This is a genomic window from Agarivorans sp. QJM3NY_25, assembly GCF_050870875.2.
Lineage (GTDB): Bacteria > Pseudomonadota > Gammaproteobacteria > Enterobacterales > Celerinatantimonadaceae > Agarivorans.
In genome coordinates, this window is record NZ_CP194041.2 from 128,021 (window position 1) to 150,581 (window position 22,561).

Here is a 22,561-nt window from a genome sequence, read left to right on the forward strand (position 1 = left end):
CTTCATATGGATCAAGTGATTGTGGGCTTTCATCTGGATGAGCAGCAACATTGGATTGCAAAACTCGCCTGTGGCCATAGCCAGCATTTACGGCATCAGCCACCATGGCAAAATCGTGCTTGGGTGTTCGATCATCACGCTCGCTTAAGTCGCCTAGGTCAAACCTTGTACTGTACCAAATGCCTCAAATCGGTTCCTGCCGATTGGATTTAATCATTATTTCAATTTCATCGATCGTTTTCAGTTGTTTCCCCGTTATAAGCATAGGATTAGGCTGCAAGGTAGATTGTTATGCGATTGGCGCAAGGCAGACATCGACGCTATTTACTTTTCATCGTTTTACTGGCTGGCCTATTCGGTTGTGCTCGTGATGATGTGGGTGCTTATGCTGCAAACCACCCACAATTGATACTGAAAGATTTTTTCAATGGTGAGTTAACCGCCCATGGTATTGTAAAAAACCGAGATGGTGAATTAATCCGCTATTTTAATGTTAGCATGCAGGCCCGTTGGGATGAGCAGGGGCAGGGAACACTTGACGAACACTTCGAATTTGATGATGGGGAACGACAACGGCGGATATGGACTTTACAGCCGCAGGAAGATGGTGGTTACCTCGCCAGTGCTAATGATGTGAGTCAACCAGCAAGCATGCGGATCTCCGGCAATGCGTTGTTTATGGAATATGTATTAAGTTTGCAATACCAAGGGAAGCCTTTGGACGTTAATGTGAAGGACAAAATGTATTTGGTGAACCCGCGTACCATCATTAACGAATCGCAAATCAGTAAATTTGGTTTTACGCTTGGCTCTGTGAGCTTGGTGATCCAGAAGCTGCCTTGAGCACAAAAGCTAATTAAATAAAGTAAATACCTTGTTAATTTCTAGTAAACTAGACTAGGTATTATGAATAGCATCATTTAATAAGAGAGAATTGGATGTCGAATGTGTCTAATCTAGCGCCTCTGGCGAGCAGTTTTAGTTTAGATCCTGCCCTGATTACGATTACTAATTTGCGGCTTCGTACCTTTATTGGTTTTAATCAAGAAGAGCTGAGTAAACAACAAGATGTGGTGATTAACGCAGAAATTCGTTATCAGGCTAGCCAAGCCTGTGTCGCGGATAGTGAAGATTTGGCGCTGAACTACAAGCTGATCACCAAAGCGATGATTGCCCATGTGGAGCAGGGGCATTTCAGACTGCTCGAAAAATTATGTGCCGATTTGCTGAATCTGGCGATGAGTGAACCAAGAGTGATTAACGCACGGATTACGGTGGATAAACCGCATGCCTTGCGGTTTGCCGATTCGGTATCGGTGACTCTATCGGGCACTCGTAATGCCGATTAAGGTTAGTGAAATTCACGCGCCAGTTTTGATTACTGGTGCTGGACAGCGACTCGGATTAAGCATTGCTAAAGACTTGTTAGCTCAGGGCTATCCGCTTCTGATTAGCTACCGTAGTGAAACCGCTGGTGTTGCCGAGCTACGTGAACTGGGGGCGGACTGTGTGGCGGCCGATTTTAGCCAAGATGCCGGTATTCAAAGTTTTATTACTTATGTGTTAAACCATTATTCGGTGTTGCGGGCGGTGATCCATAACGCTTCGCAGTGGTTAAAAAATGCAGCTTTAGACGATGAACATGAGTTGATGCGTCAGATGTGGTGTGTGCATGTGACGGCTCCGTATCAGATGAATTTGGCCTTCGAAAGTCTATTAAATCAACAGCATCAAACTGGCGAGACCAGCGATATTATTCATTTAACGGATTATGTGGCAGAAAAAGGCAGTGCCAAACATATCGCCTATGCTGCCAGTAAAGCTGGTCTGGCCAACTTGAGTCTCTCTTTTGCTGCTCGGCTCGCGCCTGCCGTGAAAGTTAATAGCATTGCGCCTTCGTTATTGATGTTTAATCAGCACGATGACGCAGCGTATCGTCGTAAGGCATCGGCCAAATCGCTGATGGCGAAAGAAGGCGGCGCGACTGAAGCGGTCGCCGCGGTGAATTTTATTATGAACAGTCAATATTTAACGGGTCGCTGCATTGCTTTAGACGGCGGTCGTCACCTCGTTTAATGTGAATAGCCCTGCATGGGCTTGACCTATCAAGACAATCTAAAGGAAGTGATTATGAAAGTAGCGTTAGCCGAAAAAAAATTTAGCAAAGACGCTTGCTTGTCACCGGAGGCAATTCAAGTACGCCAAGCCTTGATTGCAAGAGGTATCGAAACCCCCTTGCTAGAAAATCAGTTAAGCAACGAGCAAAAGTACCAAAAAATAAAGGCTTCATTAACTGAGGTGGTGAGTACTCTGGGTTTGGATCTTCGTGATGATAGTTTGGCGGAAACTCCGCATCGGATTGCTAAAATGTTTGTGGATGAAGTGTTCTCAGGCTTGGACTATTCGCGTTTTCCCAAAATTAGCATCATTGAGAATAAAATGGCGGTGGAAGAAATGGTGAAAGTTGCCGACATTTCCTTTACCAGTACCTGTGAACATCATTTTGTGACCATCGATGGTTTGGCGAAAGTGGCGTATATTCCCAAAGATAACATCATTGGTTTGTCGAAAATTAATCGTATTGTTCGTTTCTTTGCCCAGCGTCCGCAGGTGCAGGAGCGTTTAACCCAGCAAATTTTAGTTGCTCTACAAAGCCTATTAGGCACCGAAGATGTGGCGGTTTCGATGGTCGCGACCCATTTTTGCGTGAAGGCGCGAGGGGTGATGGATGCAAGTTCTTCTACCCAAACCTCTGCTTTTGGTGGTCAATTTAAGTCGAGTCAATCCACGCGTAGAGAGTTCTTGGCCTAAGGCCCGGATTTAGTGATTAATTTTACCGCTATTTTTGATTTGACTGATGAAGCAGCCCAAAGCAGGGTGATGTATGACATGGGGGATGTCTAAACAACGCTTCATTTTAAAGCAAAATTCAGCGTTGCTGTTCAAGGCACCTTGGTGAAGGTGTTTTCCCCTATTGCCTATTACAACAGGGGAACATTCAGTTTATTTATTGCCTGAAGTACTGCTTGCAGGTTTCGCGAAACGTTTACTCTTGGCTGTACCACCAGTATGTCGGCGATTTTTCCCAACTGGCTTATTGCCGCGGGCATTTTCACTCGAGCGTTGTCCGTCTTGGTGTTCAACGCGTGGATTTCTCGGTTTTTTGGGTTTTTTCGGTTTTATTGGGCGACCGTCTAAGCGAGTCGGTGGTAGCACGACACTCGGCTCAAAACCGGCCACTTCTTTACGCTCCAATAGTGCTCCAGTTAAGCGCTCGATACCACTCAGATCGGCAACTTCATCGGCACAGACCAATGAGATGGCTTGACCAGTCGCGCCTGCGCGACCCGTTCGACCGATGCGATGTACATAGTCTTCAGATACATTCGGTAAATCAAAGTTGACCACTTGTGGCAGTTGGTCAATATCCAAGCCGCGCGCCGCGATGTCGGTGGCGACTAAGACTCTTACTTCACCACTTTTAAAGTTGGCTAAAGCTTTGGTGCGTGCACCCTGGCTTTTATTACCATGAATTGCCGCTGCACTGATGTTTCGCTGTTCCAGATGTTTGGCTAAGCGATTCGCTCCATGCTTGGTTCGGCTAAATACTAAAACTTGCTGCCAGTCATTTTGTTTGATGAGTTGGGTCAATAAGCCTGACTTCTTGCTTTTATCAACAGGCACGATCCATTGCTCGACCGTTTTGGCTGCCGCATTACGCGGCGTCACAGAAATTTCGACCGGATCTTTTACCAAGCTCTTGGCTAGCGTGCGAATTTCATTGGAGAAAGTCGCTGAAAACATTAAGGTTTGACGCTGTTTGGGCAATAAAGCCAGAATTTTTCGAATGTCATGGATGAAGCCCATGTCCAACATCCGGTCAGCTTCATCAAATACGATGACTTCCAGTTGTTGGAAGCGAAAGGCATTTTGCTGGTATAAATCGAGTAAACGGCCTGGCGTTGCCACTAAGACATCGGCGCCACGACGTAGTTTTTGCATTTGCGGGTTAATTTTAACCCCACCAAATACCACGGTAGAGCTTAAAGGTAAGTTCTTACCGTAAGTGGCGACACTTTCACCAACTTGAGCCGCTAACTCGCGGGTGGGCGTTAATACTAGCGCTCGCACCTGATTGGCTCGGGCTTTTGGCCCCTTGGATAATATTTCTAACAGCGGCAAAGTGAAGCCGGCGGTTTTACCGGTACCGGTTTGCGCGGCTGCCATGATGTCTTTACCTTCTAAAATCACAGGAATAGCTTTGGTTTGAATGGCTGAAGGTGTGTCGTAGCCTTGTTCGGCAACGGCTTCAAGAAGGGGTTTGGATAAACCCAGGGAATCAAAGCTCATAGAAAATTGTCTCTTGTGGTAAGTGGTTAAAACATGGCCGCCGAATTGGCTGGGCGTGCAGCTTACAGCAAGTTCGCCAAGAGCGCCATCCTTGCAGTTACTGATGCAAGGTTTTGCCATTGATTATGGCAGCCGCAACCGACTCTGTCTTGTTTTCCCCGGCTTGATGGAGTCGCGTTGGTCGCTGTTGATGGGAGCTTGGCTTGTAATTGAGCAGATTTTAGGCATAGTGAAAACTATTAAGTGAAGTAAGGAAGATAGTTACAGTATGAAAATTTGGGTTGATGCCGATGCCTGTCCGGTGGTGATTAAAGAGATTCTGTTTCGGGCTGCCGAACGTATGCAATTACCGTTGATTTTAGTGGCTAATCAATATATTAACACGCCGCCTTCGAAGCTGATTAGCAGTATTCAGGTTAGTGCAGGTTTTGATGTCGCGGATAATGAAATTGTGGCGCGGGTAGCACCGGGGGATTTGGTAATTACCGCTGATATTCCTTTAGCCGACGAGGTGATTAGTAAGCAAGCGCAAGCCCTGAGTCCACGGGGTGAACTGTATACGAAAAATAATATTAAAGGGCGGCTGAATATGCGGGACTTTATGGATACCTTGCGTTCCAGTGGGATGCATGCAGGAGGCCCTGCGGCGATGAATCAATCGGATCGAAAGGCTTTTGCCAGTCACCTTGATAGAATTTTGGCTCGTTACCTGCGCGAGTCGCCGACGAAGCCATCGTGAGTGTCAGTCGCGATATTATAGTTGACTCGTTTCAGCGTTGATTTTGATAGCAAATATGAAAAGGAGGAGCAAATGGGAAAGCAGTTTGTGTCGATGAGTCATCAGCATATTGAGTTTATTGAGCAACAACAGCTATTTTTTGTTGCCACGGCAGCCGCACAAGGCAAAGTGAATGTTTCACCCAAGGGAATGGATTCTTTTCGGGTACTCAATTCGCAACAAGTGCTTTGGCTTAACTTGACTGGTAGTGGTAACGAAACCGCAGCCCATGTGCAGCAGCTGCCTCGGATGACAGTGATGTTTTGCGCCTTTCAGGGGAAACCGTTGATCCTTCGTTTATATGGTCAGGCGACGGCTATTCACCGTGCTGATGAGGCTTGGCAAGACTATATCTCGATGTTTCCTGCACAAGCAGGCGCTCGCCAAATATTCTTGCTAGAGATAGAGATGGTGCAAGGTTCTTGTGGTCTATCAGTCCCATTTTTTGACTTTGTGGGACCGCGAGATGAGTTAAGTTCGTGGGCTGAAAAACAAGGCGAAAGAGGTATTGAACAGTATTGGGCTAAGAAAAATCAACGCAGTCTCGATGGCGTGGCTACCCATATTGTCAACTTATCTAAGCCAGCCACTTAAGCTCAAATTATCATTTGAGCTGTAAGTAATTTTTAACGTTGTAGTTCTTTATTTGGTGCTTCAATGTCTAATAATGGGGACGCATCAATTTCTTCGGCATTCATCATCGCTGCAACGTGTTGTAACGAGGATAAGATCTGAGTTTTTTCCCAGTCGTTCAAATTTTCAAAACGCTTAATAAATTGCTCGTGTAATAGCGGTGGAACCGTGGTTAATATGTCCATGCCTCGCTCGGTGAGCCGTGGGTTGACGATGCGTCGATCGGTCGCGCTACGAACGCGTTCAATAAGCAGCCGTTCTTCCAAGCGATTCAGGATGGTGGTAACCGTGGCCTGGCTTAACGAGACTTGGTCAGATAGCCGCTTTACCGTTACTGTGCCTAATTCTTCAATTGCCCTGAGGACCATCACTTGAGGAATTGTTAAGCCACAGGCTTTTACAATGCGTTTCGACTGTAAGTCAGTCGCGCGGATAATTTTTCGAAGCGAGATGAGAACATCTTGCCAGTACGCTGATTTTTCCATGGTCACCGAGCTTTTTGATTTTTGCCTAGTATATCCCATACTTAGCCTACAGGGTATGTTCAGCTATTCGTTTGAACTCTAATTATTAGAGATGTATTATTAGCGCCACTAACTGAGGCATCAAGGAAGGAAATAATCATGAAATTTAGATACGCAGCATTGCTGTTAGTCTGTGGTTTTGTTCAGGCAGAAGAGGATTGTGGCAGTGTAACCATTGCCGATATGAATTGGAGTTCTGCATCGCTGATCGCCAATGTAGACAAGTTTATCCTTGAGCAGGGGTATGGCTGTGAAGCGGAGCTAGTTCCTGGTGATACAATGCCAACCACAGTTTCGATGATTGAAAAAGGCGAACCTGATATTGCGCCAGAGTTGTGGACCAACTCGGCCAAGGATGCCTTGGAACGCGGGGTCGCCGAAAAACGCATTCGTTTTGCTGGACGTTCGCTCTCCGATGGCGGAGAAGAAGGTTTTTGGGTTCCACAATATATGGTTGACCAATACCCTGAACTGGCCACTATCGAAGGCATTAAGCAACATGCCGATTTATTCCCACATCCTGAAAGTAAAGAACTTGGGGGATTTTATGGATGTCCGGCGGGCTGGAATTGCCAAATTTCATCTGGGCATCTATTTACTGCTTTGGCGCTAGAAAAGTCGGGCTTTGAATTAATTGATCCTGGTTCGGGTGCTGGTTTATCTGGCTCTATCGCAAAAGCCTATGCACGCAAGCAGGGTTGGTTTGGTTATTATTGGGCACCTACGGCGGTATTGGGAAAGTACAAGATGGTCAAAGTTGACCTTGGTAGTGATATCGATGAGCAAGAGTTTTTGAGCTGCACCACACAAGAAGACTGCGTTAATCCTAAAGTGACGATGTACCCACCTTCTGCGGTGTACTCGGTGACGACCGAAAGTTTTGCCAGCAAAGCACCACAAGCTTATGGATATATTACTAAGCGAGCGTTTAGTAATGCCCAAATGAATCAATTATTGTCATGGATGGAAGACAATCAAGCTGATGGTGATGCTGCTATGTATCATTTCTTAAGCGAATTTCCAGAGACTTGGAAAGCTTGGGTTTCACCCGAAGTGGCTGCAAAAGTTAGTCAAGCGCTAGCGAGTATGTAATTGATTGTTTTATAGGCCAGCCTCAGCTGGCCTTTTTCATTTATTAAGAGGTAGTTTTATGGCGGATTCGTCGTGGCTGGATAGCTTTCCACAAATGAGCCGAGCCGATCTTATTATGATACGCAAAGGCCTAGATGGGGCATATCGAAGTTTTTCCCGAGAGTATGGCGAGGCCATTGAGTCGTTTTTCGATCCCTTACTACAATTTTTAGTGTGGTTCGAAAAATTACTTATCAACACACCATGGTGGTTAGTTTTATTGGTTTGCGCGGTGTTAGTTTATCTGGCCAGCCGTTCTTGGAAACTGGTGATCGGCAGCGTGGTATCGCTATTGCTGGTGGGATATTTTGGTATGTGGGAAGACATGATGCGTACCATGAGTATTATTACCGTTTGCACCATGCTGGCGATTGCTTTAGGGATCCCCATTGGGATCGTAATGGCGCGCTCTAATCGTGCGCAAGCCATCATCACCCCAATGCTTGATGTGATGCAGACGCTACCAGCCTTTGTGTACTTGATTCCGGTGGTGATGTTGTTGGGTATTGGTAAGATTCCAGGTGTTATCGCCGTGGTTATTTATGGTATTCCTCCGGTCATTCGCCTCACTAATTTGGGGATCCGTTTAGTAGATAAAGAGGTTTTGGAAGCGGCCACGGCCTACGGCGCTAACGCTTGGCAGAGGTTATTTGGGGTGCAAATACCCTTGGCGATGCCAACGATTATGGCGGGTATAAACCAAACCATTATGATGGCTTTATCGATGGTGGTGATCGCTTCCATGATTGGGGTGAAGGGTTTAGGCCAACCCGTACTGAAGTCGATTACGAATCAGTATTTTACTCTAGGTCTACTCAATGGACTGGCAATTGTTGCGCTGGCAATTATTTTCGACCGGACCTCTCAGGCTTATGCCAAGCGTACTCAAGCGCATTTACAAGGACTCAAACATGACTAAGTCGCTAATTAAGATTGAAGGCTTATATAAGTTGTTTGGGGAAAATGCGAAGCAAGTGATGTCGATGGTTGAGGCTGGCAAGTCTAAGGACGAAATCCTCGCTGAAACTGGCCATACTCTAGGTTTGAAGGATATTAATTTAGAGATCAAACAGGGTGAAATTTTCGTAATTATGGGGCTTTCTGGCTCCGGGAAGTCGACCTTAATTCGTCATTTTAATCGTCTGATAGACCCGACTAAAGGGGTGATTAGTATTGAAGGCACCGACGTGATGAAGTTAAGCCCTAAGCAGTTGCAGGACTTCCGTCGCCATAAAATGTCGATGGTTTTTCAACGTTTTGGTTTAATGCCTCATCGCAGTGTGATTGAAAATGTCGCCTATGGTTTAACGGTGCAGGGGCTTGCTAAAGAACAACGTTTGGCGAAGGCGCAGCAATGGCTAGATACCGTCGGTTTAAGTGGCTATGAGCAACAATATCCCTCACAGTTATCGGGAGGACAACAGCAGCGGGTTGGTTTGGCGCGGGCCTTGTGTACCGATGCTGAAATCTTGTTGATGGATGAAGCCTTTTCTGCCTTAGACCCTTTGATCCGTAGCGAGATGCAAGATCAGTTGATCGAGTTACAAGAAAGCCTGCATAAAACCATCATCTTTATTACTCATGACTTGGATGAGGCCTTGCGTCTGGGAGATCGGATCGCAATTTTAAAAGATGGAGAAGTGGTGCAGCAGGGCACGCCAGACGATATCTTATTGAATCCGGCCACCGATTATGTAGAAGCCTTCGTGAAAGATGTGAACCGTGCTCGAGCCTTAACAGTGGAGACGGTTATGCAGCCTCCCGCGCGTCGAATTACTGCCGATACCATTAGTGAAGCCTTGATGCAGATGAAAAAGATCAAAGGCGACTATGCCTATCACGTGACGGAGGAGGGTTATCAAGGAATCGTCACCCAAGACGCATTGGAGGCTGCCTCGAAAACCCATGGTGATGCCTGCTTTACGTCGAGTGAATGTGAATATCAAGATGTCCCGACAATTTCTCCGGATGCGGCGATTGAGAGTGTGCTCACCGATTCTTTAGAAACGAGTTATTCGCTGCCAGTGGTTGATGATGAAGGGAACTTAAAGGGCGAGCTTACCCGTCGCTCGGTGGCAGAGGTATTTGCCGACTCGGATTCTGAAGCGAGTTCGGTAAAATAAAGTCTTCTCGTTCAACTACAGGTACTGTTCTCCGAATATGGCTTCTGTTTTACTAGGGGCTGTTGAACTTGGGAATTTGTAGGTTCGAGATTACCGCTCACTATCCAAGATAATGCCCTAAGTTTGGTCATACTGAGTCTACGGGAGAATGTAGTCCAGAGTTTTAGTATTGTGCCAATCGCGGCAAATCATGATCTGGAAGTGAGCCAAATTATCGAGCATGCAGGCTTGGAGTTTGGCGCTGTGGGGGAGGGATTTGGTCCTTCCGACGTAGAAGTGAAGTTCATGAGCCAGCACTATCGTCAGCCAAAAGCAGGTTATTGGGTCGCTTTGGTCGATGGTCAGGTCGCTGGATGCGGTGGTATTGCTTGCTTGGATCCAGCGAATGGCAGCTGTGAACTACGCAAGCTATTTGTATCAGCGCACTATCGTGGCCGGGGGATTGGGAAGGCTTTAGCGCTGCATTGTCTTCAATTTGCGACGGAGCAAGCTTATCAACAGTGCTATTTAGGTACCTTGAGTAGCATGAAGTCGGCAATTCACTTATACACTTCTTTGGGATTTAAACGATTAGTGGAGCCCTTTTGCGGTAGCATTCATGATGGCTGTGATGTGTGGATGCTAAAGTCCCTAGCAATGAATGCAGATAAAAATTTTATATCCGCCTGAGTCGTGAGAAACACGCCAGTGATGAATCACCAGCGTGTTTGTTGTGGTGTTTAAGCTAGGGCCAGTACTTCATCTAAATTGATGATTTCTAATATGCCACTCCAGATTTCTCCTTCTTCACTGTTCATGTAGCAGAAGCCATTTAGCCAACCTGCTTTTTGTTAGTAAAGTCAGTGAATAGCGGCTTGGATTGCTCTGCGTTACCCTATTGAAGGTACTTTGCTTGTGATTGTGAGGTGCTTTGTTTAAATTGTGACTTTATTATCTGGCTTTTAAGTCTTTGGAGTCGTCATGATACGAAGCGTTGAACCGCAGGATTTGGCGCAAATGTGTGCCATTTATAACCATTATATACGTAATTCAGTTGCTACCTTTGAAGAACATGAAGTGAGTTTGGAGGATTTCAGTCAGCGCATCGAAAAAATTACCCAGCGTTTTATTTGTTTAGTTTATCAAGGGCAGGATAAGGTCTTGGCTTATGCCTACGTGAGTCCTTGGAAGGAGCGCAGTGCCTATCGTTTTTCAGTAGAAAGTTCGATCTATGTTGCCGCGGATGCTGCTGGTCAAGGTGTCGGTCGAGCACTTTATCAGCAACTCATTGAGACCCTGAAAGATTATCCTGTGGCTACTATTTTAGCTGGAATATCCTTGCCTAATCCTGCCAGCATTGGCTTGCACCAAGTTTTGGGTTTTAAAAATGTGGCTGAAATTGAACGGGTTGGACGCAAATTTGGGACTTGGATCAGCGTTGCTTACTGGCAGCGACATATTAAAACCGAACAACAACTGCTGCAGCTAGAAGCAAGTACGGATCTGGAACCTTAACCATGTCTGAAATTAGTTTTTCTAAACAACACAAAGATATTTTGGTCGCTAAGGTCCAAGCATATTGTGAGCAACAGCTGAATCTCGAGATAGGCCAGTTTGATGCTGAGTTTTTGCTCGATTTTTCTCCGAAGAGCTTGGCGCATTCTATTATAACCAAGGTTTGCAAGACGCCCAAACAGTGGTACAGAGTCGAGTTGATAGCATCAGCGATGCACTGTATGAAATTGAGAAACCCACTAAGTGGTAATGGATGAGGAGTGAAGCGTCATCATGAAAACAATTGGCATTTTAGGGGGAATGAGTTGGGAGTCTAGTTTGAGTTATTATCAGTTACTCAATCAAGGCATTAAACAGGCTATGGGCGGCTTACATTCGGCCAAAATTAATTTAGTCAGTGTCGATTTTGCTGAAATAGAAGTTTTGCAACATCGTGGTGATTGGGACGCTTTGGCCGATAAAATGGTCGCGGGGGCTTTGGCGGTGCAAGCGTCAGGTGCAGATTTTTTGCTGATTGCTACGAATACCATGCATAAGTTAGCGCCTCAGGTGGTGAATGCGCTCGATATTCCATTACTGCATATTGCCGATGCGACTGCCCAATGTTTGCGCAAAGACCAGATCCGTCGCGTAGGTTTATTAGGAACCCGCTTTACCATGGAGCAGGATTTTTATGCTGGTCGTCTGCGGGAGCATCAGCTTGAGGTATTGGTTCCCGATGAGCATGGCATGGCACTGGTTCACGATATCATTTATCAGGAATTATGTCAGGGCATGATTTCGGCAGCTTCTAGAGCGATTTATTTGCAGCAAATTGAAGCGCTGCATGCTCGAGGGGCCGAAGCGATTATCCTCGGTTGTACCGAGATTGGTTTGTTAGTGAAACAGCAAGACACTGCGATCAAACTATATGATACAACGGCTTTGCACGTTGCAGCTGCGGTAGAATTTGCCTTAGAAGAATAAAGGCAGAAAAACAAAAACGGCCCCAAAGGACCGTTTTATTAGCTTAAAGCTAGTGTCTAATTAATCGTAGACTAATTGGATACTAATGCCTTAAAAGCAGCTTAGGCAACAGTTACGTTTGCAGCTTGAGGACCTTTTGGACCTTCTTCAACTTCAAACTGAACTTCTTGACCTTCAGCTAAGGTTTTGTAACCGTCGCTTTTAATTGCACGGAAGTGAACGAATACGTCTTTTCCGTCTGGACGCTCAATGAAACCAAAACCTTTTTGCTCATCGAACCATTTTACGCGACCTGTAGCCATGAGTAATCTCCAAAATATAATAAATAAAATTTACGCCAAAAGCGGGCAAATTATAGGGTGCCGAAAGATGCAGAAATTACTGACGAACAAACAAGTAATGATCCGAAAATCATGCAATTGTATGGGGCATAAATATCCGCTGTAACCTTTACCAGCGAGCAGAAGTGTAACTTATATTGGGGCAATGTAAAGGTGAATGTGTGATCTTCTCGATCTGTTTCGAGTAGTTTATAAGCAATATTACTGGATTATCTCGCCTGGAAGCGCGTACTGCTTGGCTGTAGCTCGCTTATTGTGCCAATCTTGTCATTAAAATTTCATTTATGGCACTGATTGTTTACAGTTTTAAGGTTTCATTCTCTGGTGACGTTGCTTGAGGGCGATCCGCCATGATTGATATGGATAGTGATCATTTACGGGCTGGTGTTATTTGGATGTATTTTTTGTTCGAGCTAAGGCGCTTTAGTGAGCTTGTCTGATGATGACTTCTGAGATAGAACAGAGGTGAAGATTTATCCACGAGTCGAACTCCAGTATGCTGACTCATATCCCGTTTGATTGAGAGTATGCCTGTGTTTAAATGGTCCTCCCGTTGGCAAACTAGCGTGGCCACCATCATCGCTTTGATTGCTTTTGCGGGTAATTCAGTTTTATGCCGCTTGGCTTTAGCGGAACAACAGATGAATGCTGCAGCCTTTACCAGTGTGCGCTTATTTTCTGGCGCATTAATGCTGAGTTTATTGCTGGGTATGCAGTCTAGAAAAAATACTGAGGGTGCGCGCGGAAGTTGGTACTCGGGCGGTTTGTTATTCATTTATGCAAGTTGTTTTTCTTTTGCTTATCTTTATCTCGATACCGGTATTGGTGCCTTAATCCTATTTGCTGCGGTGCAATTGAGCATGATTGGGATGGCGGTACTCAAAGGTGCGCGTTTACATTTGGCGGAGTTATTGGGCGTTATTTTGGCCTTTAGTGGTTTGCTATGGTTATTGATCCCTTCCAATGAGCGTCTGCAGATTTCGCCATTAGGTTTTAGTTTAATGGCCGTCGCCGGGATTGCATGGGGTTTATATAGTCTTAAAGGCCGAGATTCTGTTCGTCCTCGAGTGGATACCACATTTAATTTTTTGCGTAGTCTGCCTTTTTTATTACTGCTAATCCCTTACTTGAGCTCAATAAAAATCATCAGTAGCGAAGCGCTATTATTGGCCTTGTTATCTGGTGCGATTGCTTCCGGTTTAGGCTATTGGATTTGGTATATTGCCTTAGCGGGCTTATCGGCAAGCCAAGCCGCAGTCGTACAGTTACTGGTCCCGATTATTGCCGCGAGTGGTGGCTGGGTATTTGCCAATGAGTCTTTGGATCCAAGTTTTGTACTATCGGCAAGTTTGGTGTTAGGCGGTATTCTACTGACTATTTTTGCGGGGCGGCAACGGTCTCCCTCAATAAGGAAATAAAATGACCCGTTCTCTAAATCTGGTGGTGGGGCGTGGCTCGACTTGGTCTATTCGAGCTTATTTGTGTTTACAACTGATTGAATTTGAGTTCGATCTAAAGGTAATCGCCTTGGGCGAAGTGGGTTACCGAGAGGTTTTGGCAAAGTATTCGGCGAACGGCTTGGTACCAGTGCTGCAATTATCCGATTTAAGTATTCATGATTCGCTGGCCATTGTTGAATACCTGAATGAATGTTCGGCTGGGAAGTTATTCCCAGTCGATCCGAGGCAACGCGCCTATTGTCGTAGTTTGTTAGCCGAGTTGCATTCGGGCTTTAGCCGGATCAGGACTCTGCTTCCCTTTGAGTTTGCTCCGCTGAGCACTCAACCCGATGGTAGTGGTTTGACTGAAGAATTGGCGCGCTTGCAAGCGATTTGGCAACAGTTTGGAGCCGCTTTTGCTTTTGGGGAGCCAGGGGCGGTGGATGCGTTTTATGCGGTTATGGCCCAGCGCTTACACCATTACGGGATTGATTTTGAGGGTGCTGCGGGTGCTTATCAACAGTACTTACTTGGGTGGCGGCTATTTAAGGATGCGCTGGCCGACGCTCAGCGTTGGTAACGGACGCGGCGGCTTGAGATTTGGCTTAAAATGAGCCAGGTGTACTGTAGTTGTACACTTGGCTTCAGCAGCTTTTAGCAGGGTAAATGGCGAACCCGAAACGAGCGACCTTTCATTTTTCCGTGCTCCAACTTTTTGCGTGCGCGCTTTAAAACTTCCCGCTCTACAGCAACATAGGCGCGGTTATCGAATAGGTTTATTTTGCCCACTTGCGCTCCTGCGATACCATCTTCTCCGGTGAGAGCGCCCAGGATATCCCCTGCTCTAACCTTTTGTTTCTTGCCGCCATCAATTTGTAGGGTGGCCATGGTTGCTGGGGGGGGCGTCTTATTCAACAAAGTCATTGGCGGTAAGTCTTCATCGACGATTGGGCGTGCTAAATAGTCTTCTAATAAGGCTACTTTGTAATGCTCATTATCGCTATAAAATGAACAGGCGATCCCTTTACTACCTGCTCGGCCAGTACGGCCAATGCGATGCACATGGATTTCTACATCACGGGCAATCTGGTAGTTAATTACGGCATCTAAGGCGTCAATATCTAAACCACGGGCCGCAACGTCGGTGGCGACCAAGATGGAAGCACTATGATTGGAAAATTGCACCAGTGTTTGGTCACGATCGCGTTGTTCTAAATCGCCATGTAATGCTAAGGCATGAAAGCCTAACTGTCGTAATTCGTCGGCGACTTCCTGAGTTTCCCGTTTGGTATTACAGAATACTACACTTGATTTAGGGCGATGTTGTAACAACAGTAAACGCAGGGCCAGCATTCGTTGTTGGTTGTCATCGACCTTGAAAAAATGTTGAGATATTGAGCTGTCATCGTGGGTACTGGCGACTTCAATGCGAACCGGCTCACGCATAATGTGTTTCGAAATACTCTCGATTTGTTCTGGAAATGTAGCACTAAATAATAGAGTTTGACGTTCACTCGGTGCCAAATCAATGATCGCGTCGATCGCGGATTGGAAGCCCATTTCTAACATTCGATCGGCTTCATCTAAGATCAAATTTTTGATGTGGTCTAAGCGTAAAGTGCCTTTGCTGAGATGTTCTTCAATACGACCGGGGGTGCCAACGACAATATGCGCCCCATGTTCTAAGGAACCAATTTGTGGGCCAAAGGGCATGCCTCCACACAGCGTGAGTACCTTAATGTTATGGATACTGCGAGCTAACTTACGAATTTCTTTGGCAACTTGGTCGGCTAACTCTCGAGTAGGACATAGCACCAGCGTTTGAATTCGAAAACGTTTCACTTCCAACGCATTGAGTAAGCCTAAACCAAAGGCAGCCGTTTTACCCGAGCCAGTTTTCCCTTGAGCAATCACATCTTTACCTGCCAAGATTGGGGGGAGACTTTGCGCCTGAATTGGCGTCATCGAGCAATAACCCAGGGTTTCCAGATTTGTTAATAAATCAGGGTGCAGGGCAAGGGTAGAAAAATCAGTTTGGCTCACAATGGCGTCCTCTTCGAGGGTGAAAATAAAGTGTCGACCGCAGCAGCAATTGCATCGGGGGCGCGATGATAGCTGAAAACCGCGCACAATTGGGTAAAAAATAGCAATTTTTTGCCCGCTAGTGAGAACCGTTATTGCCAATAATCTTAGTAATCAAGTATATAAGCGAGCAGCAAAGATGCCGACTATTGCTTATTATGCTCAGATTATTGCCGATACAAAGCAAACTTTGCTTAGCTAAGCGGCATTTGTGTTTTTGCCGCAGGGTTTGCTCGACATGTTAGATCAACAGATCTTGATCGATGGCTTGATAAGCGCTGGCCGAGTTGATTAACGCGTGTGCGGTAAGGCTGGGAACCCCATATACCAGCGTTTCAACGGTATAGTCATCCGAGAGCTTATCTAGCAAAATCGCAAAATCGCCGTCTCCAGACAACAGCACCACCATATCTACATGGCGTGCGGCTTCGAGCACATCGATGGTAATACCCACATCCCAATCGCCTTTGGCACTACCATCGCGGCGCTGAATAAATGGTTTGAGTTTGACCTCAAAACCGATGTGTTTTAGCGCTTCTTGAAACTTTTGTTGTTGGTTATCTCCGCGATCGATGGCATAGGCATAGGCGTTGACGATATCCCCTTGATGTTGCAGTTGTTGCCAAAGCCGACGATAGTTAAATTGCCGACCATAAGCCTCGCGACAAGTGTAATAGATGTTCTGTACATCGGCGAACAGGGCGATTTTTTTCACAAATAGTCCAATCAAATAGCAAGCACTCTAGACTAGCGGCTGGTTGAGTCGGATGCAATCGAAAGCCTACTGACGAGACTGGCATTGAGAGCGAGCATTAGTTTTGTGGGTTATTCGCTAAGGCTTGAATATTAAAGTATTTCGGTTGACAAATAGTTTGATTATCAAATATTATTTATTTCAAATAATTTGGAGTTAAAACAAAATGTTGCATCAGTCTGATCCTGCTACTCAACGTCGTTGTCGGGCCTTTGTTAGTCATAGTCCTCAAGGTGAGAGTCGGACGCGTTATGTGTTAGCTCTCACCGTGGTGACCATGTTGTTAGAAATTACCGCTGGAAGCCTATTTGGATCGATGGCCTTGTTGGCTGATGGTTGGCATATGGGTACCCACGCAGCCGCCTTTATGATTACGCTGTTTGCTTACCGTTATGCGCGTACTCATGCGAATAATCCGGATTTTTCCTTTGGGACCGGTAAGGTGAGTGTATTAGGCGGTTATAGTAGCGCTATCGCCTTAGGGATGGTGGCGTTGTTAATGGCGGTAGAATCGATAGAACGCTTGTTTAACCCGCTTTCAATTCAGTTTAACGAAGCTATTGGTGTGGCACTGCTTGGCTTGTTGGTTAATCTTGCAAGTATGTTGTTATTACAAGAAGGGCATCATCATGGTCACGACCACGACCACGACCACGACCACGACCACGACCACGACCACGACCACGACCGTCAAGGTTCTCATCCGCAGGACCACAATTTAAAAGCCGCTTATATGCACGTTCTGGCGGATGCCCTTACTTCGGTGTTGGCTATTGCTGCGTTATTTATTGGTAAATATCTTGGCTGGACTTGGCTCGATCCGGTGATTGGTGTGGTGGGCGCTTTGGTGATCAGTAAATGGTCTTGGGGTTTGATTAAGCAAACCAGTCCAATTTTACTGGATGCGAATATTGCACAAGTCTATCAGCAAAAAGTTCTTGCTTGTTTGGAGCTAGGAGGGGACAAGGTCAGCGATATTCATATTTGGCGAGTGAGTGCCGATCATTATTGTGCAGCGATTTCAATTATTAGCCCATCGCCACGGCCTTTAAGTGAATACAAGCAGCGCTTAGCCCAATTTGATAAGATCCATCATCTAACTATTGAAGTGAGCCATGGAGCGTGACATGCAATCCCTAACCACCCTTAATCATTTATTGACCGAGTTTTACGACAAGTTTTCTTCTTGGGAATTGTCGGTGGTTAAAGAGAGTGCTTACTCCTTGGCTCAGGTGCATACTATTGAGGTGCTGGGTAATCATGGGGCCATGCGGATGAAAGAATTGGCTGAGAAATTGGCCATTACCACGGGGACGCTGACGGTGCAGGTAGATAAATTAGTAACCGCTGGTTTAATTGAGCGACGCGCACAACAAGATGACCGGCGGGCTATTGTGGTGGCTTTATCCGAACAGGGTTTGCAGGTCCATCAGTATCATAACCAACGCCATCTTGAATTAGTCACGGATTTAACTCGTCATATCGACGCGCCACAGCTAGAGGCCTTAATCGATAGCATGCAAAAAATGAATCGTGAATTTTAAGTCTGGTGAGTGGTTTTGTTTCAATTGAGCGCTTCACCGCTTCACTAAAGTCAGGTCGAAATAACAAGGCTCTCTCATATTTGCAAGCCGTTTGTGATGAGTTGAGAGCTAGTTTGCGTATTCATGAACTTTCGCTTGCACTTGCCTTGTCAATCCCCTTAGAGTGCAATTCTTATCTTTCATTACTATTTTCCTATATAAATATCAATAGGGTAGTCGTTGTTGTAACTGCCTTCTTTATGGCTATAAAACTGACTATTTGGAATTTGAGATTATACTTAGTTCTATAACTAAATCGGTTTGTACTGCGCTAGGCTTGCTTGACATGAAGTTCTGGCGTTTTACTGAGTTATGGCAAAGGCATTCAATGCTGCGCAGGCTTGAAGATATCTAAAATTATTCAGCAGCCTCTCGCGAGGTAAGTTAATGGAGTTACTATGTTGAAAACGTTTTCATTTAAAGGGAAGTTGATTGCTTTGTTTGTTGCGATTATAGCGGTGACTTTGCTTACTTCTTATGTCAGCGTGAATCACTACATCAGCCAATATATTTATCGCTCAGATAGCACTAACATTCGGGTTCATCTTCGCTTAGTACAAGACAAGATAGCTTCAGATATTAACGCCAAGATCCTGCTGGCTAAAAATATTGATGTTGGCCTGGTGAATGTTAAACAAATTCATGATCAAAGCGGCTTTTATCGGATTGTGAAGCTAATTTCGGAAGACATGGGGGTGTCTAACGAAGAGATGTTGGAAGAAGATGAACAACTGCGCCCGTATGTGGACCAATGGCAAGCGGCCAAAGGGCAAGATATTGCAACCAAGGTGGTATTTGAAGAACAGCGTCCTTTGTTGGAAATTATTAGCCCTAAGGATGGTGAGTTTTTCTATCTGGATTTAAGTTATCTGGTCGCCCTGTTGCAGGACTCTTCCATCGACGGTAGCTATATGGAACTGGTTGATGACAATGGCGAGCAATTATACAGCGATAAACCGCAACAACAGAATGCCGATTTAGAAGCCATCCCGATGCCCATCAGCGTGAATGGTAAGCAGTGGCAGTTAACGGGTTTTATTGACCCGGCGTTTATTCAAGCCAATACCAACCGGTTGAACAATGCGATTACCTTGAGTTTGCTACTTGCTTCGTTATTTATTGTGGCCCTGAGTATTTTTGCCTTACGACTAGCGTTTAAACCGATTAATTCCTTACGTCAATTGGTACACGACTTGGCCCAAGGTGATGGTGATTTATCACGGCGTTTACAGGTGGAAAGCCACGACGAATTGGGTCAAATAGCAGAAGACATCAATCATTTCATCATGAAGTTGCAAGCGATGATGTTGGAAGTTGCGGGAGCGGGGCAAAAAATAGCGGGAGAAGTGAGCAAGCTCTCGGAGCGGGTTAACGCGAACCAAGAGTTGTTAAATCAACATACCCAAGAGACGGAACAGGTGGTGACAGCAGTCACTGAAATGAGTTCGACCTCGGAATCGGTGGCGCAAAGTGCTGCAGATACGGCTTCGCTGACTCAGCAAGCGAGTGAAGAGGCACAACGCTCTCGAGAGGTGGTTCAGTTAGCCGTTGAAAGTGTGAATCAATTGGTGACGGAAGTTGATGGGATGTCGGAGTCGGTACAAAAGACCACCGAAGATACTCAAATGATTGGCGAAGTGCTGAAGGTGATAGGAGATATTGCAGCACAAACTAACTTATTAGCATTAAACGCGGCGATAGAAGCAGCCCGAGCAGGAGAGCAAGGACGTGGTTTTGCGGTGGTAGCTGATGAAGTGAGAGCATTGGCGGGTCGAACTCGCGACAGTACCGAACAAATTGATGCGATGTTAGGGACCTTGCGTAGTGGAAATCAAAATATCGTGCATAGCATGGAAGCGACAAAACGCAGTTGTCAAAGTAGTGCCGAGAATACTTCACAGGTGATGGGCTCATTGGATGTGATGGCAAATGCGGTGTTAGAGATTAATGATTTGGCGACTCAAATCGCGACGTCGGTGGAAGAACAAAGCTTGGTGGCAGAGGAAATTAATCGCAATATGATTGCCATTGGCGACGTGGTGCATGTGCTCCGAGAGCGTGGCGACGAAAGCCTAGCAAATACCAATAGCTTATCTGATTTTAACCACTCTTTAGAGGAACAGGTGGGCCAATTTAAGCTCAGTTAATTCTGCGTTTAAGAACGTTTATTTCGCTACATTCGTCGAAAATAGCCTATGACTGGTTCTATTTTCGACGAACTTCCCCTTAGCTATGTTATCTCTTTTCAGAGCATGTCGTTGGTGTCGATTGATTGGCGTGTGCCTGTTTATCAGCCGTTAAATGTCTACCAGCAGCGCGGATGTATGGCATGGGCATCGGCCAAATTTTCTCATTTTTGTATATCCCCCCCCATTGACTTACCCATAACGTTTGCCAAATAGTCTCGGAAAGGTCAAGGGTGTTGCACACTGGTATGACCATTAACTGTTTGTATTTTATCGTAAAAATTGTAAATCTGCCGATCGACTCAAAGAAATAGATTTTTTTGATATATAGACTAGCAGTTTGCCCTTAAACGCAGGGCCCTTGTATTTATGGAGTAAAAGCTTTGAAAGGTTTTTCATTTAAGGGCAAATTGATAGCATTATTTGTTGCGATTATAGCGGTGACTTTGCTTACCTCTTATGTCAGCGTGAATCACTACATCAGCCAATATATTTATCGCTCAGATAGCACTAACATTCGGGTTCATCTTCGCTTAGTACAAGACAAGATAGCTTCAGATATTAACGCCAAGATCCTGCTGGCTAAAAATATTGATGTTGGCTTGTTGAGTGTAAAAACAGCACCTGAGCAAAGCGGTTTTTATCGAGTGCTGAAAATGATCTCATCACAAATTGGTGCGACTAACGAAGAGATGCTAGAGGGGGATGCACTCAAACAGTATTTCGACCAATGGCAAGCGGCCAAAGGGCAAGATATTGCAACCAAGGTGGTATTTGAAGAACAGCGTCCTTTGTTGGAAATTATTAGCCCTAAGGATGGTGAGTTTTTCTATCTGGATTTAAGTTATCTGGTCGCCCTGTTGCAGGACTCTTCCATCGACGGTAGCTATATGGAACTGGTTGATGACAATGGCGAGCAATTATACAGCGATAAACCGCAACAACAGAATGCCGATTTAGAAGCCATCCCGATGCCCATCAGCGTGAATGGTAAGCAGTGGCAGTTAACGGGTTTTATTGACCCGGCGTTTATTCAAGCCAATACCAACCGGTTGAACAATGCGATTACCTTGAGTTTGCTACTTGCTTCGTTATTTATTGTGGCCCTGAGTATTTTTGCCTTACGACTAGCGTTTAAACCGATTAATTCCTTACGTCAATTGGTACACGACTTGGCCCAAGGTGATGGTGATTTATCACGGCGTTTACAGGTGGAAAGCCACGACGAATTGGGTCAAATAGCAGAAGACATCAATCATTTCATCATGAAGTTGCAAGCGATGATGTTGGAAGTTGCGGGAGCGGGGCAAAAAATAGCGGGAGAAGTGAGCAAGCTCTCGGAGCGGGTTAACGCGAACCAAGAGTTGTTAAATCAACATACCCAAGAGACGGAACAGGTGGTGACAGCAGTCACTGAAATGAGTTCGACCTCGGAATCGGTGGCGCAAAGTGCTGCAGATACGGCTTCGCTGACTCAGCAAGCGAGTGAAGAGGCACAACGCTCTCGAGAGGTGGTTCAGTTAGCCGTTGAAAGTGTGAATCAATTGGTGACGGAAGTTGATGGGATGTCGGAGTCGGTACAAAAGACCACCGAAGATACTCAAATGATTGGCGAAGTGCTGAAGGTGATAGGAGATATTGCAGCACAAACTAACTTATTAGCATTAAACGCGGCGATAGAAGCAGCCCGAGCAGGAGAGCAAGGACGTGGTTTTGCGGTGGTAGCTGATGAAGTGAGAGCATTGGCGGGTCGAACTCGCGACAGTACCGAACAAATTGATGCGATGTTAGGGACCTTGCGTAGTGGAAATCAAAATATCGTGCATAGCATGGAAGCGACAAAACGCAGTTGTCAAAGTAGTGCCGAGAATACTTCACAGGTGATGGGCTCATTGGATGTGATGGCAAATGCGGTGTTAGAGATTAATGATTTGGCGACTCAAATCGCGACGTCGGTGGAAGAACAAAGCTTGGTGGCAGAGGAGATTAATCGCAATATGATTGCCATTGGTGACGTGGTGCATTCGCTGCGGGAACGAGGAGAGGAGAGCCTTATCAGTACCAATGGCTTATCGGATTACAACCATGCCTTAGAAGCACAGGTGGGCCAATTTAAGCTCAGTTAAGGTTACATACTAGGAGCGGTGTGCTTTCGCGAAGCATGCTGACGTAGTGGC

At 45.7% G+C, this 22,561-nt stretch carries 24 protein-coding genes and 1 pseudogene; 20 read left to right on the top strand and 5 right to left on the bottom strand.

Features of this window, described 5'->3' with window-relative positions; translation table 11 throughout:
* Positions 1-6: 6 nt before the first annotated feature.
* From ACRRSW_RS00580 to folE, 5 genes are all read left to right on the top strand, one after another.
* A complete protein-coding gene (locus ACRRSW_RS00580; protein WP_432455144.1) occupies positions 7-213 on the top strand; it encodes a DUF3565 domain-containing protein in 207 nt (68 codons plus the stop codon).
* 78 nt (positions 214-291) lie between these two features.
* Positions 292-843, top strand: a complete 552-nt coding sequence (locus ACRRSW_RS00585; RefSeq protein WP_432455143.1) for a DUF3833 domain-containing protein — start codon at positions 292-294, stop codon at positions 841-843.
* Positions 844-938: 95 nt separating this feature from the next.
* Positions 939-1,349: a dihydroneopterin triphosphate 2'-epimerase gene (folX, locus tag ACRRSW_RS00590; protein WP_432455142.1), complete on the top strand. Its 411-nt coding sequence runs from the start codon at positions 939-941 to the stop codon at positions 1,347-1,349.
* Positions 1,339-2,076 carry a dihydromonapterin reductase gene (gene folM / locus ACRRSW_RS00595; protein WP_432460607.1) on the top strand — a complete coding sequence of 246 codons (738 nt, stop codon included), beginning with the start codon at positions 1,339-1,341 and terminating at the stop codon, positions 2,074-2,076. Before folX ends, folM begins: the two co-directional genes overlap by 11 nt.
* A 54-nt stretch (positions 2,077-2,130) precedes the next feature.
* A complete protein-coding gene (gene folE / locus ACRRSW_RS00600) occupies positions 2,131-2,811 on the top strand; it encodes a GTP cyclohydrolase I FolE (protein WP_432455140.1) in 681 nt (226 codons plus the stop codon).
* A gap of 192 nt (positions 2,812-3,003) precedes the next feature.
* Here folE and ACRRSW_RS00605 read toward each other — a convergent pair whose 3' ends face one another.
* Positions 3,004-4,350: a DEAD/DEAH box helicase gene (locus tag ACRRSW_RS00605; RefSeq protein ID WP_432460608.1), complete on the bottom strand. Its 1,347-nt coding sequence runs from the start codon at positions 4,348-4,350 to the stop codon at positions 3,004-3,006.
* A 268-nt stretch (positions 4,351-4,618) separates the two neighbouring features.
* On the opposite strand from ACRRSW_RS00605, the gene ACRRSW_RS00610 reads away from it, so the two are divergent.
* Positions 4,619-5,089 (top strand): YaiI/YqxD family protein, encoded by a 471-nt coding sequence (locus tag ACRRSW_RS00610; RefSeq protein ID WP_432455138.1) that lies wholly within the window; start codon positions 4,619-4,621, stop codon positions 5,087-5,089.
* A gap of 72 nt (positions 5,090-5,161) precedes the next feature.
* Positions 5,162-5,722, top strand: coding sequence for a pyridoxamine 5'-phosphate oxidase family protein (locus ACRRSW_RS00615; protein ID WP_432455137.1), 561 nt, complete (start codon positions 5,162-5,164; stop codon positions 5,720-5,722).
* 32 nt (positions 5,723-5,754) lie between these two features.
* Here the strand turns inward: ACRRSW_RS00615 and ACRRSW_RS00620 are convergent, their stop codons facing one another.
* Positions 5,755-6,246, bottom strand: coding sequence for a MarR family winged helix-turn-helix transcriptional regulator (locus tag ACRRSW_RS00620; RefSeq protein WP_432455136.1), 492 nt, complete (start codon positions 6,244-6,246; stop codon positions 5,755-5,757).
* Positions 6,247-6,384: 138 nt separating this feature from the next.
* Here ACRRSW_RS00620 and ACRRSW_RS00625 point away from each other — a divergent pair, with 138 nt between their 5' ends.
* From ACRRSW_RS00625 to ACRRSW_RS00655, 7 genes and pseudogenes are all read left to right on the top strand, one after another.
* Complete coding sequence (locus tag ACRRSW_RS00625) at positions 6,385-7,377, top strand: ABC transporter substrate-binding protein (protein WP_432460609.1); 993 nt, start codon at positions 6,385-6,387, stop codon at positions 7,375-7,377.
* A 58-nt stretch (positions 7,378-7,435) separates the two neighbouring features.
* Positions 7,436-8,335, top strand: a complete 900-nt coding sequence (locus tag ACRRSW_RS00630) for an ABC transporter permease (protein ID WP_432455134.1) — start codon at positions 7,436-7,438, stop codon at positions 8,333-8,335.
* Positions 8,328-9,539: a quaternary amine ABC transporter ATP-binding protein gene (locus tag ACRRSW_RS00635; protein ID WP_432460610.1), complete on the top strand. Its 1,212-nt coding sequence runs from the start codon at positions 8,328-8,330 to the stop codon at positions 9,537-9,539. Before ACRRSW_RS00630 ends, ACRRSW_RS00635 begins: the two co-directional genes overlap by 8 nt.
* A 201-nt stretch (positions 9,540-9,740) precedes the next feature.
* Positions 9,741-10,208, top strand: a complete 468-nt coding sequence (locus ACRRSW_RS00640; protein ID WP_432460611.1) for a GNAT family N-acetyltransferase — start codon at positions 9,741-9,743, stop codon at positions 10,206-10,208.
* A gap of 291 nt (positions 10,209-10,499) precedes the next feature.
* Positions 10,500-11,033 carry a GNAT family N-acetyltransferase gene (locus ACRRSW_RS00645; protein ID WP_432455130.1) on the top strand — a complete coding sequence of 178 codons (534 nt, stop codon included), beginning with the start codon at positions 10,500-10,502 and terminating at the stop codon, positions 11,031-11,033.
* Positions 11,034-11,035: 2 nt separating this feature from the next.
* Positions 11,036-11,283, top strand: a pseudogene (locus tag ACRRSW_RS00650) (DUF2164 domain-containing protein).
* 23 nt (positions 11,284-11,306) lie between these two features.
* Entirely contained in the window at positions 11,307-11,999 is a 693-nt protein-coding gene (locus ACRRSW_RS00655) for an aspartate/glutamate racemase family protein (RefSeq protein WP_432455128.1), read from the top strand.
* A 101-nt stretch (positions 12,000-12,100) separates the two neighbouring features.
* On the opposite strand, the gene ACRRSW_RS00660 is transcribed toward ACRRSW_RS00655, so the two are convergent.
* Positions 12,101-12,301 carry a cold-shock protein gene (locus ACRRSW_RS00660; protein WP_137672498.1) on the bottom strand — a complete coding sequence of 67 codons (201 nt, stop codon included), beginning with the start codon at positions 12,299-12,301 and terminating at the stop codon, positions 12,101-12,103.
* Positions 12,302-12,867: 566 nt separating this feature from the next.
* On the opposite strand from ACRRSW_RS00660, the gene ACRRSW_RS00665 reads away from it, so the two are divergent.
* Positions 12,868-13,758 (top strand): DMT family transporter, encoded by an 891-nt coding sequence (locus tag ACRRSW_RS00665; protein ID WP_432460612.1) that lies wholly within the window; start codon positions 12,868-12,870, stop codon positions 13,756-13,758.
* 1 nt (position 13,759) lies between these two features.
* On the top strand, positions 13,760-14,359 hold the full coding sequence (locus ACRRSW_RS00670; RefSeq protein WP_432460613.1) for a glutathione S-transferase N-terminal domain-containing protein: 600 nt from the start codon (positions 13,760-13,762) through the stop codon (positions 14,357-14,359).
* A gap of 74 nt (positions 14,360-14,433) precedes the next feature.
* On the opposite strand, the gene dbpA is transcribed toward ACRRSW_RS00670, so the two are convergent.
* Complete coding sequence (gene dbpA / locus ACRRSW_RS00675; RefSeq protein WP_432460614.1) at positions 14,434-15,822, bottom strand: ATP-dependent RNA helicase DbpA; 1,389 nt, start codon at positions 15,820-15,822, stop codon at positions 14,434-14,436.
* 280 nt (positions 15,823-16,102) lie between these two features.
* Positions 16,103-16,576, bottom strand: coding sequence for an NYN domain-containing protein (locus ACRRSW_RS00680; RefSeq protein ID WP_432460615.1), 474 nt, complete (start codon positions 16,574-16,576; stop codon positions 16,103-16,105).
* 205 nt (positions 16,577-16,781) lie between these two features.
* Between ACRRSW_RS00680 and dmeF the strand changes: the two genes are divergently transcribed.
* The 4 genes from dmeF to ACRRSW_RS00700 all read left to right on the top strand — a co-directional run bounded on the left by dmeF (position 16,782) and on the right by ACRRSW_RS00700 (position 22,510).
* Entirely contained in the window at positions 16,782-17,741 is a 960-nt protein-coding gene (gene dmeF / locus ACRRSW_RS00685; RefSeq protein WP_432460616.1) for a CDF family Co(II)/Ni(II) efflux transporter DmeF, read from the top strand.
* Position 17,742: 1 nt separating this feature from the next.
* Positions 17,743-18,159, top strand: a complete 417-nt coding sequence (locus tag ACRRSW_RS00690) for a MarR family winged helix-turn-helix transcriptional regulator (protein ID WP_432460617.1) — start codon at positions 17,743-17,745, stop codon at positions 18,157-18,159.
* Positions 18,160-18,596: 437 nt separating this feature from the next.
* Entirely contained in the window at positions 18,597-20,345 is a 1,749-nt protein-coding gene (locus ACRRSW_RS00695) for a methyl-accepting chemotaxis protein (RefSeq protein ID WP_432460618.1), read from the top strand.
* 422 nt (positions 20,346-20,767) lie between these two features.
* The gene (locus ACRRSW_RS00700; protein ID WP_432460619.1) at positions 20,768-22,510 is read left to right on the top strand and encodes a methyl-accepting chemotaxis protein; all 1,743 of its coding nucleotides are present in this window, start codon (positions 20,768-20,770) and stop codon (positions 22,508-22,510) included.
* The last annotated feature ends 51 nt before the right edge of the window (positions 22,511-22,561 follow it).

Excerpts from the sequence above, each read along its gene's own strand:
- ACRRSW_RS00580 (WP_432455144.1), top strand. The coding sequence starts at position 7 with ATGGATCAAGTGATTGTGGGCTTTCATCTGGATGAGCAGCAACATTGG.
- ACRRSW_RS00585 (WP_432455143.1), top strand. The coding sequence starts at position 292 with ATGCGATTGGCGCAAGGCAGACATCGACGCTATTTACTTTTCATCGTT.
- folX (WP_432455142.1), top strand. The coding sequence starts at position 939 with ATGTCGAATGTGTCTAATCTAGCGCCTCTGGCGAGCAGTTTTAGTTTA.
- folM (WP_432460607.1), top strand. The coding sequence starts at position 1,339 with ATGCCGATTAAGGTTAGTGAAATTCACGCGCCAGTTTTGATTACTGGT.
- folE (WP_432455140.1), top strand. The coding sequence starts at position 2,131 with ATGAAAGTAGCGTTAGCCGAAAAAAAATTTAGCAAAGACGCTTGCTTG.
- ACRRSW_RS00605 (WP_432460608.1), bottom strand. The coding sequence starts at position 4,350 with ATGAGCTTTGATTCCCTGGGTTTATCCAAACCCCTTCTTGAAGCCGTT.
- ACRRSW_RS00610 (WP_432455138.1), top strand. The coding sequence starts at position 4,619 with ATGAAAATTTGGGTTGATGCCGATGCCTGTCCGGTGGTGATTAAAGAG.
- ACRRSW_RS00615 (WP_432455137.1), top strand. The coding sequence starts at position 5,162 with ATGGGAAAGCAGTTTGTGTCGATGAGTCATCAGCATATTGAGTTTATT.
- ACRRSW_RS00620 (WP_432455136.1), bottom strand. The coding sequence starts at position 6,246 with ATGGAAAAATCAGCGTACTGGCAAGATGTTCTCATCTCGCTTCGAAAA.
- ACRRSW_RS00625 (WP_432460609.1), top strand. The coding sequence starts at position 6,385 with ATGAAATTTAGATACGCAGCATTGCTGTTAGTCTGTGGTTTTGTTCAG.
- ACRRSW_RS00630 (WP_432455134.1), top strand. The coding sequence starts at position 7,436 with ATGGCGGATTCGTCGTGGCTGGATAGCTTTCCACAAATGAGCCGAGCC.
- ACRRSW_RS00635 (WP_432460610.1), top strand. The coding sequence starts at position 8,328 with ATGACTAAGTCGCTAATTAAGATTGAAGGCTTATATAAGTTGTTTGGG.
- ACRRSW_RS00645 (WP_432455130.1), top strand. The coding sequence starts at position 10,500 with ATGATACGAAGCGTTGAACCGCAGGATTTGGCGCAAATGTGTGCCATT.
- ACRRSW_RS00655 (WP_432455128.1), top strand. The coding sequence starts at position 11,307 with ATGAAAACAATTGGCATTTTAGGGGGAATGAGTTGGGAGTCTAGTTTG.
- ACRRSW_RS00660 (WP_137672498.1), bottom strand. The coding sequence starts at position 12,301 with ATGGCTACAGGTCGCGTAAAATGGTTCGATGAGCAAAAAGGTTTTGGT.
- ACRRSW_RS00665 (WP_432460612.1), top strand. The coding sequence starts at position 12,868 with ATGCCTGTGTTTAAATGGTCCTCCCGTTGGCAAACTAGCGTGGCCACC.
- ACRRSW_RS00670 (WP_432460613.1), top strand. The coding sequence starts at position 13,760 with ATGACCCGTTCTCTAAATCTGGTGGTGGGGCGTGGCTCGACTTGGTCT.
- dmeF (WP_432460616.1), top strand. The coding sequence starts at position 16,782 with ATGTTGCATCAGTCTGATCCTGCTACTCAACGTCGTTGTCGGGCCTTT.
- ACRRSW_RS00690 (WP_432460617.1), top strand. The coding sequence starts at position 17,743 with ATGCAATCCCTAACCACCCTTAATCATTTATTGACCGAGTTTTACGAC.
- ACRRSW_RS00695 (WP_432460618.1), top strand. The coding sequence starts at position 18,597 with ATGTTGAAAACGTTTTCATTTAAAGGGAAGTTGATTGCTTTGTTTGTT.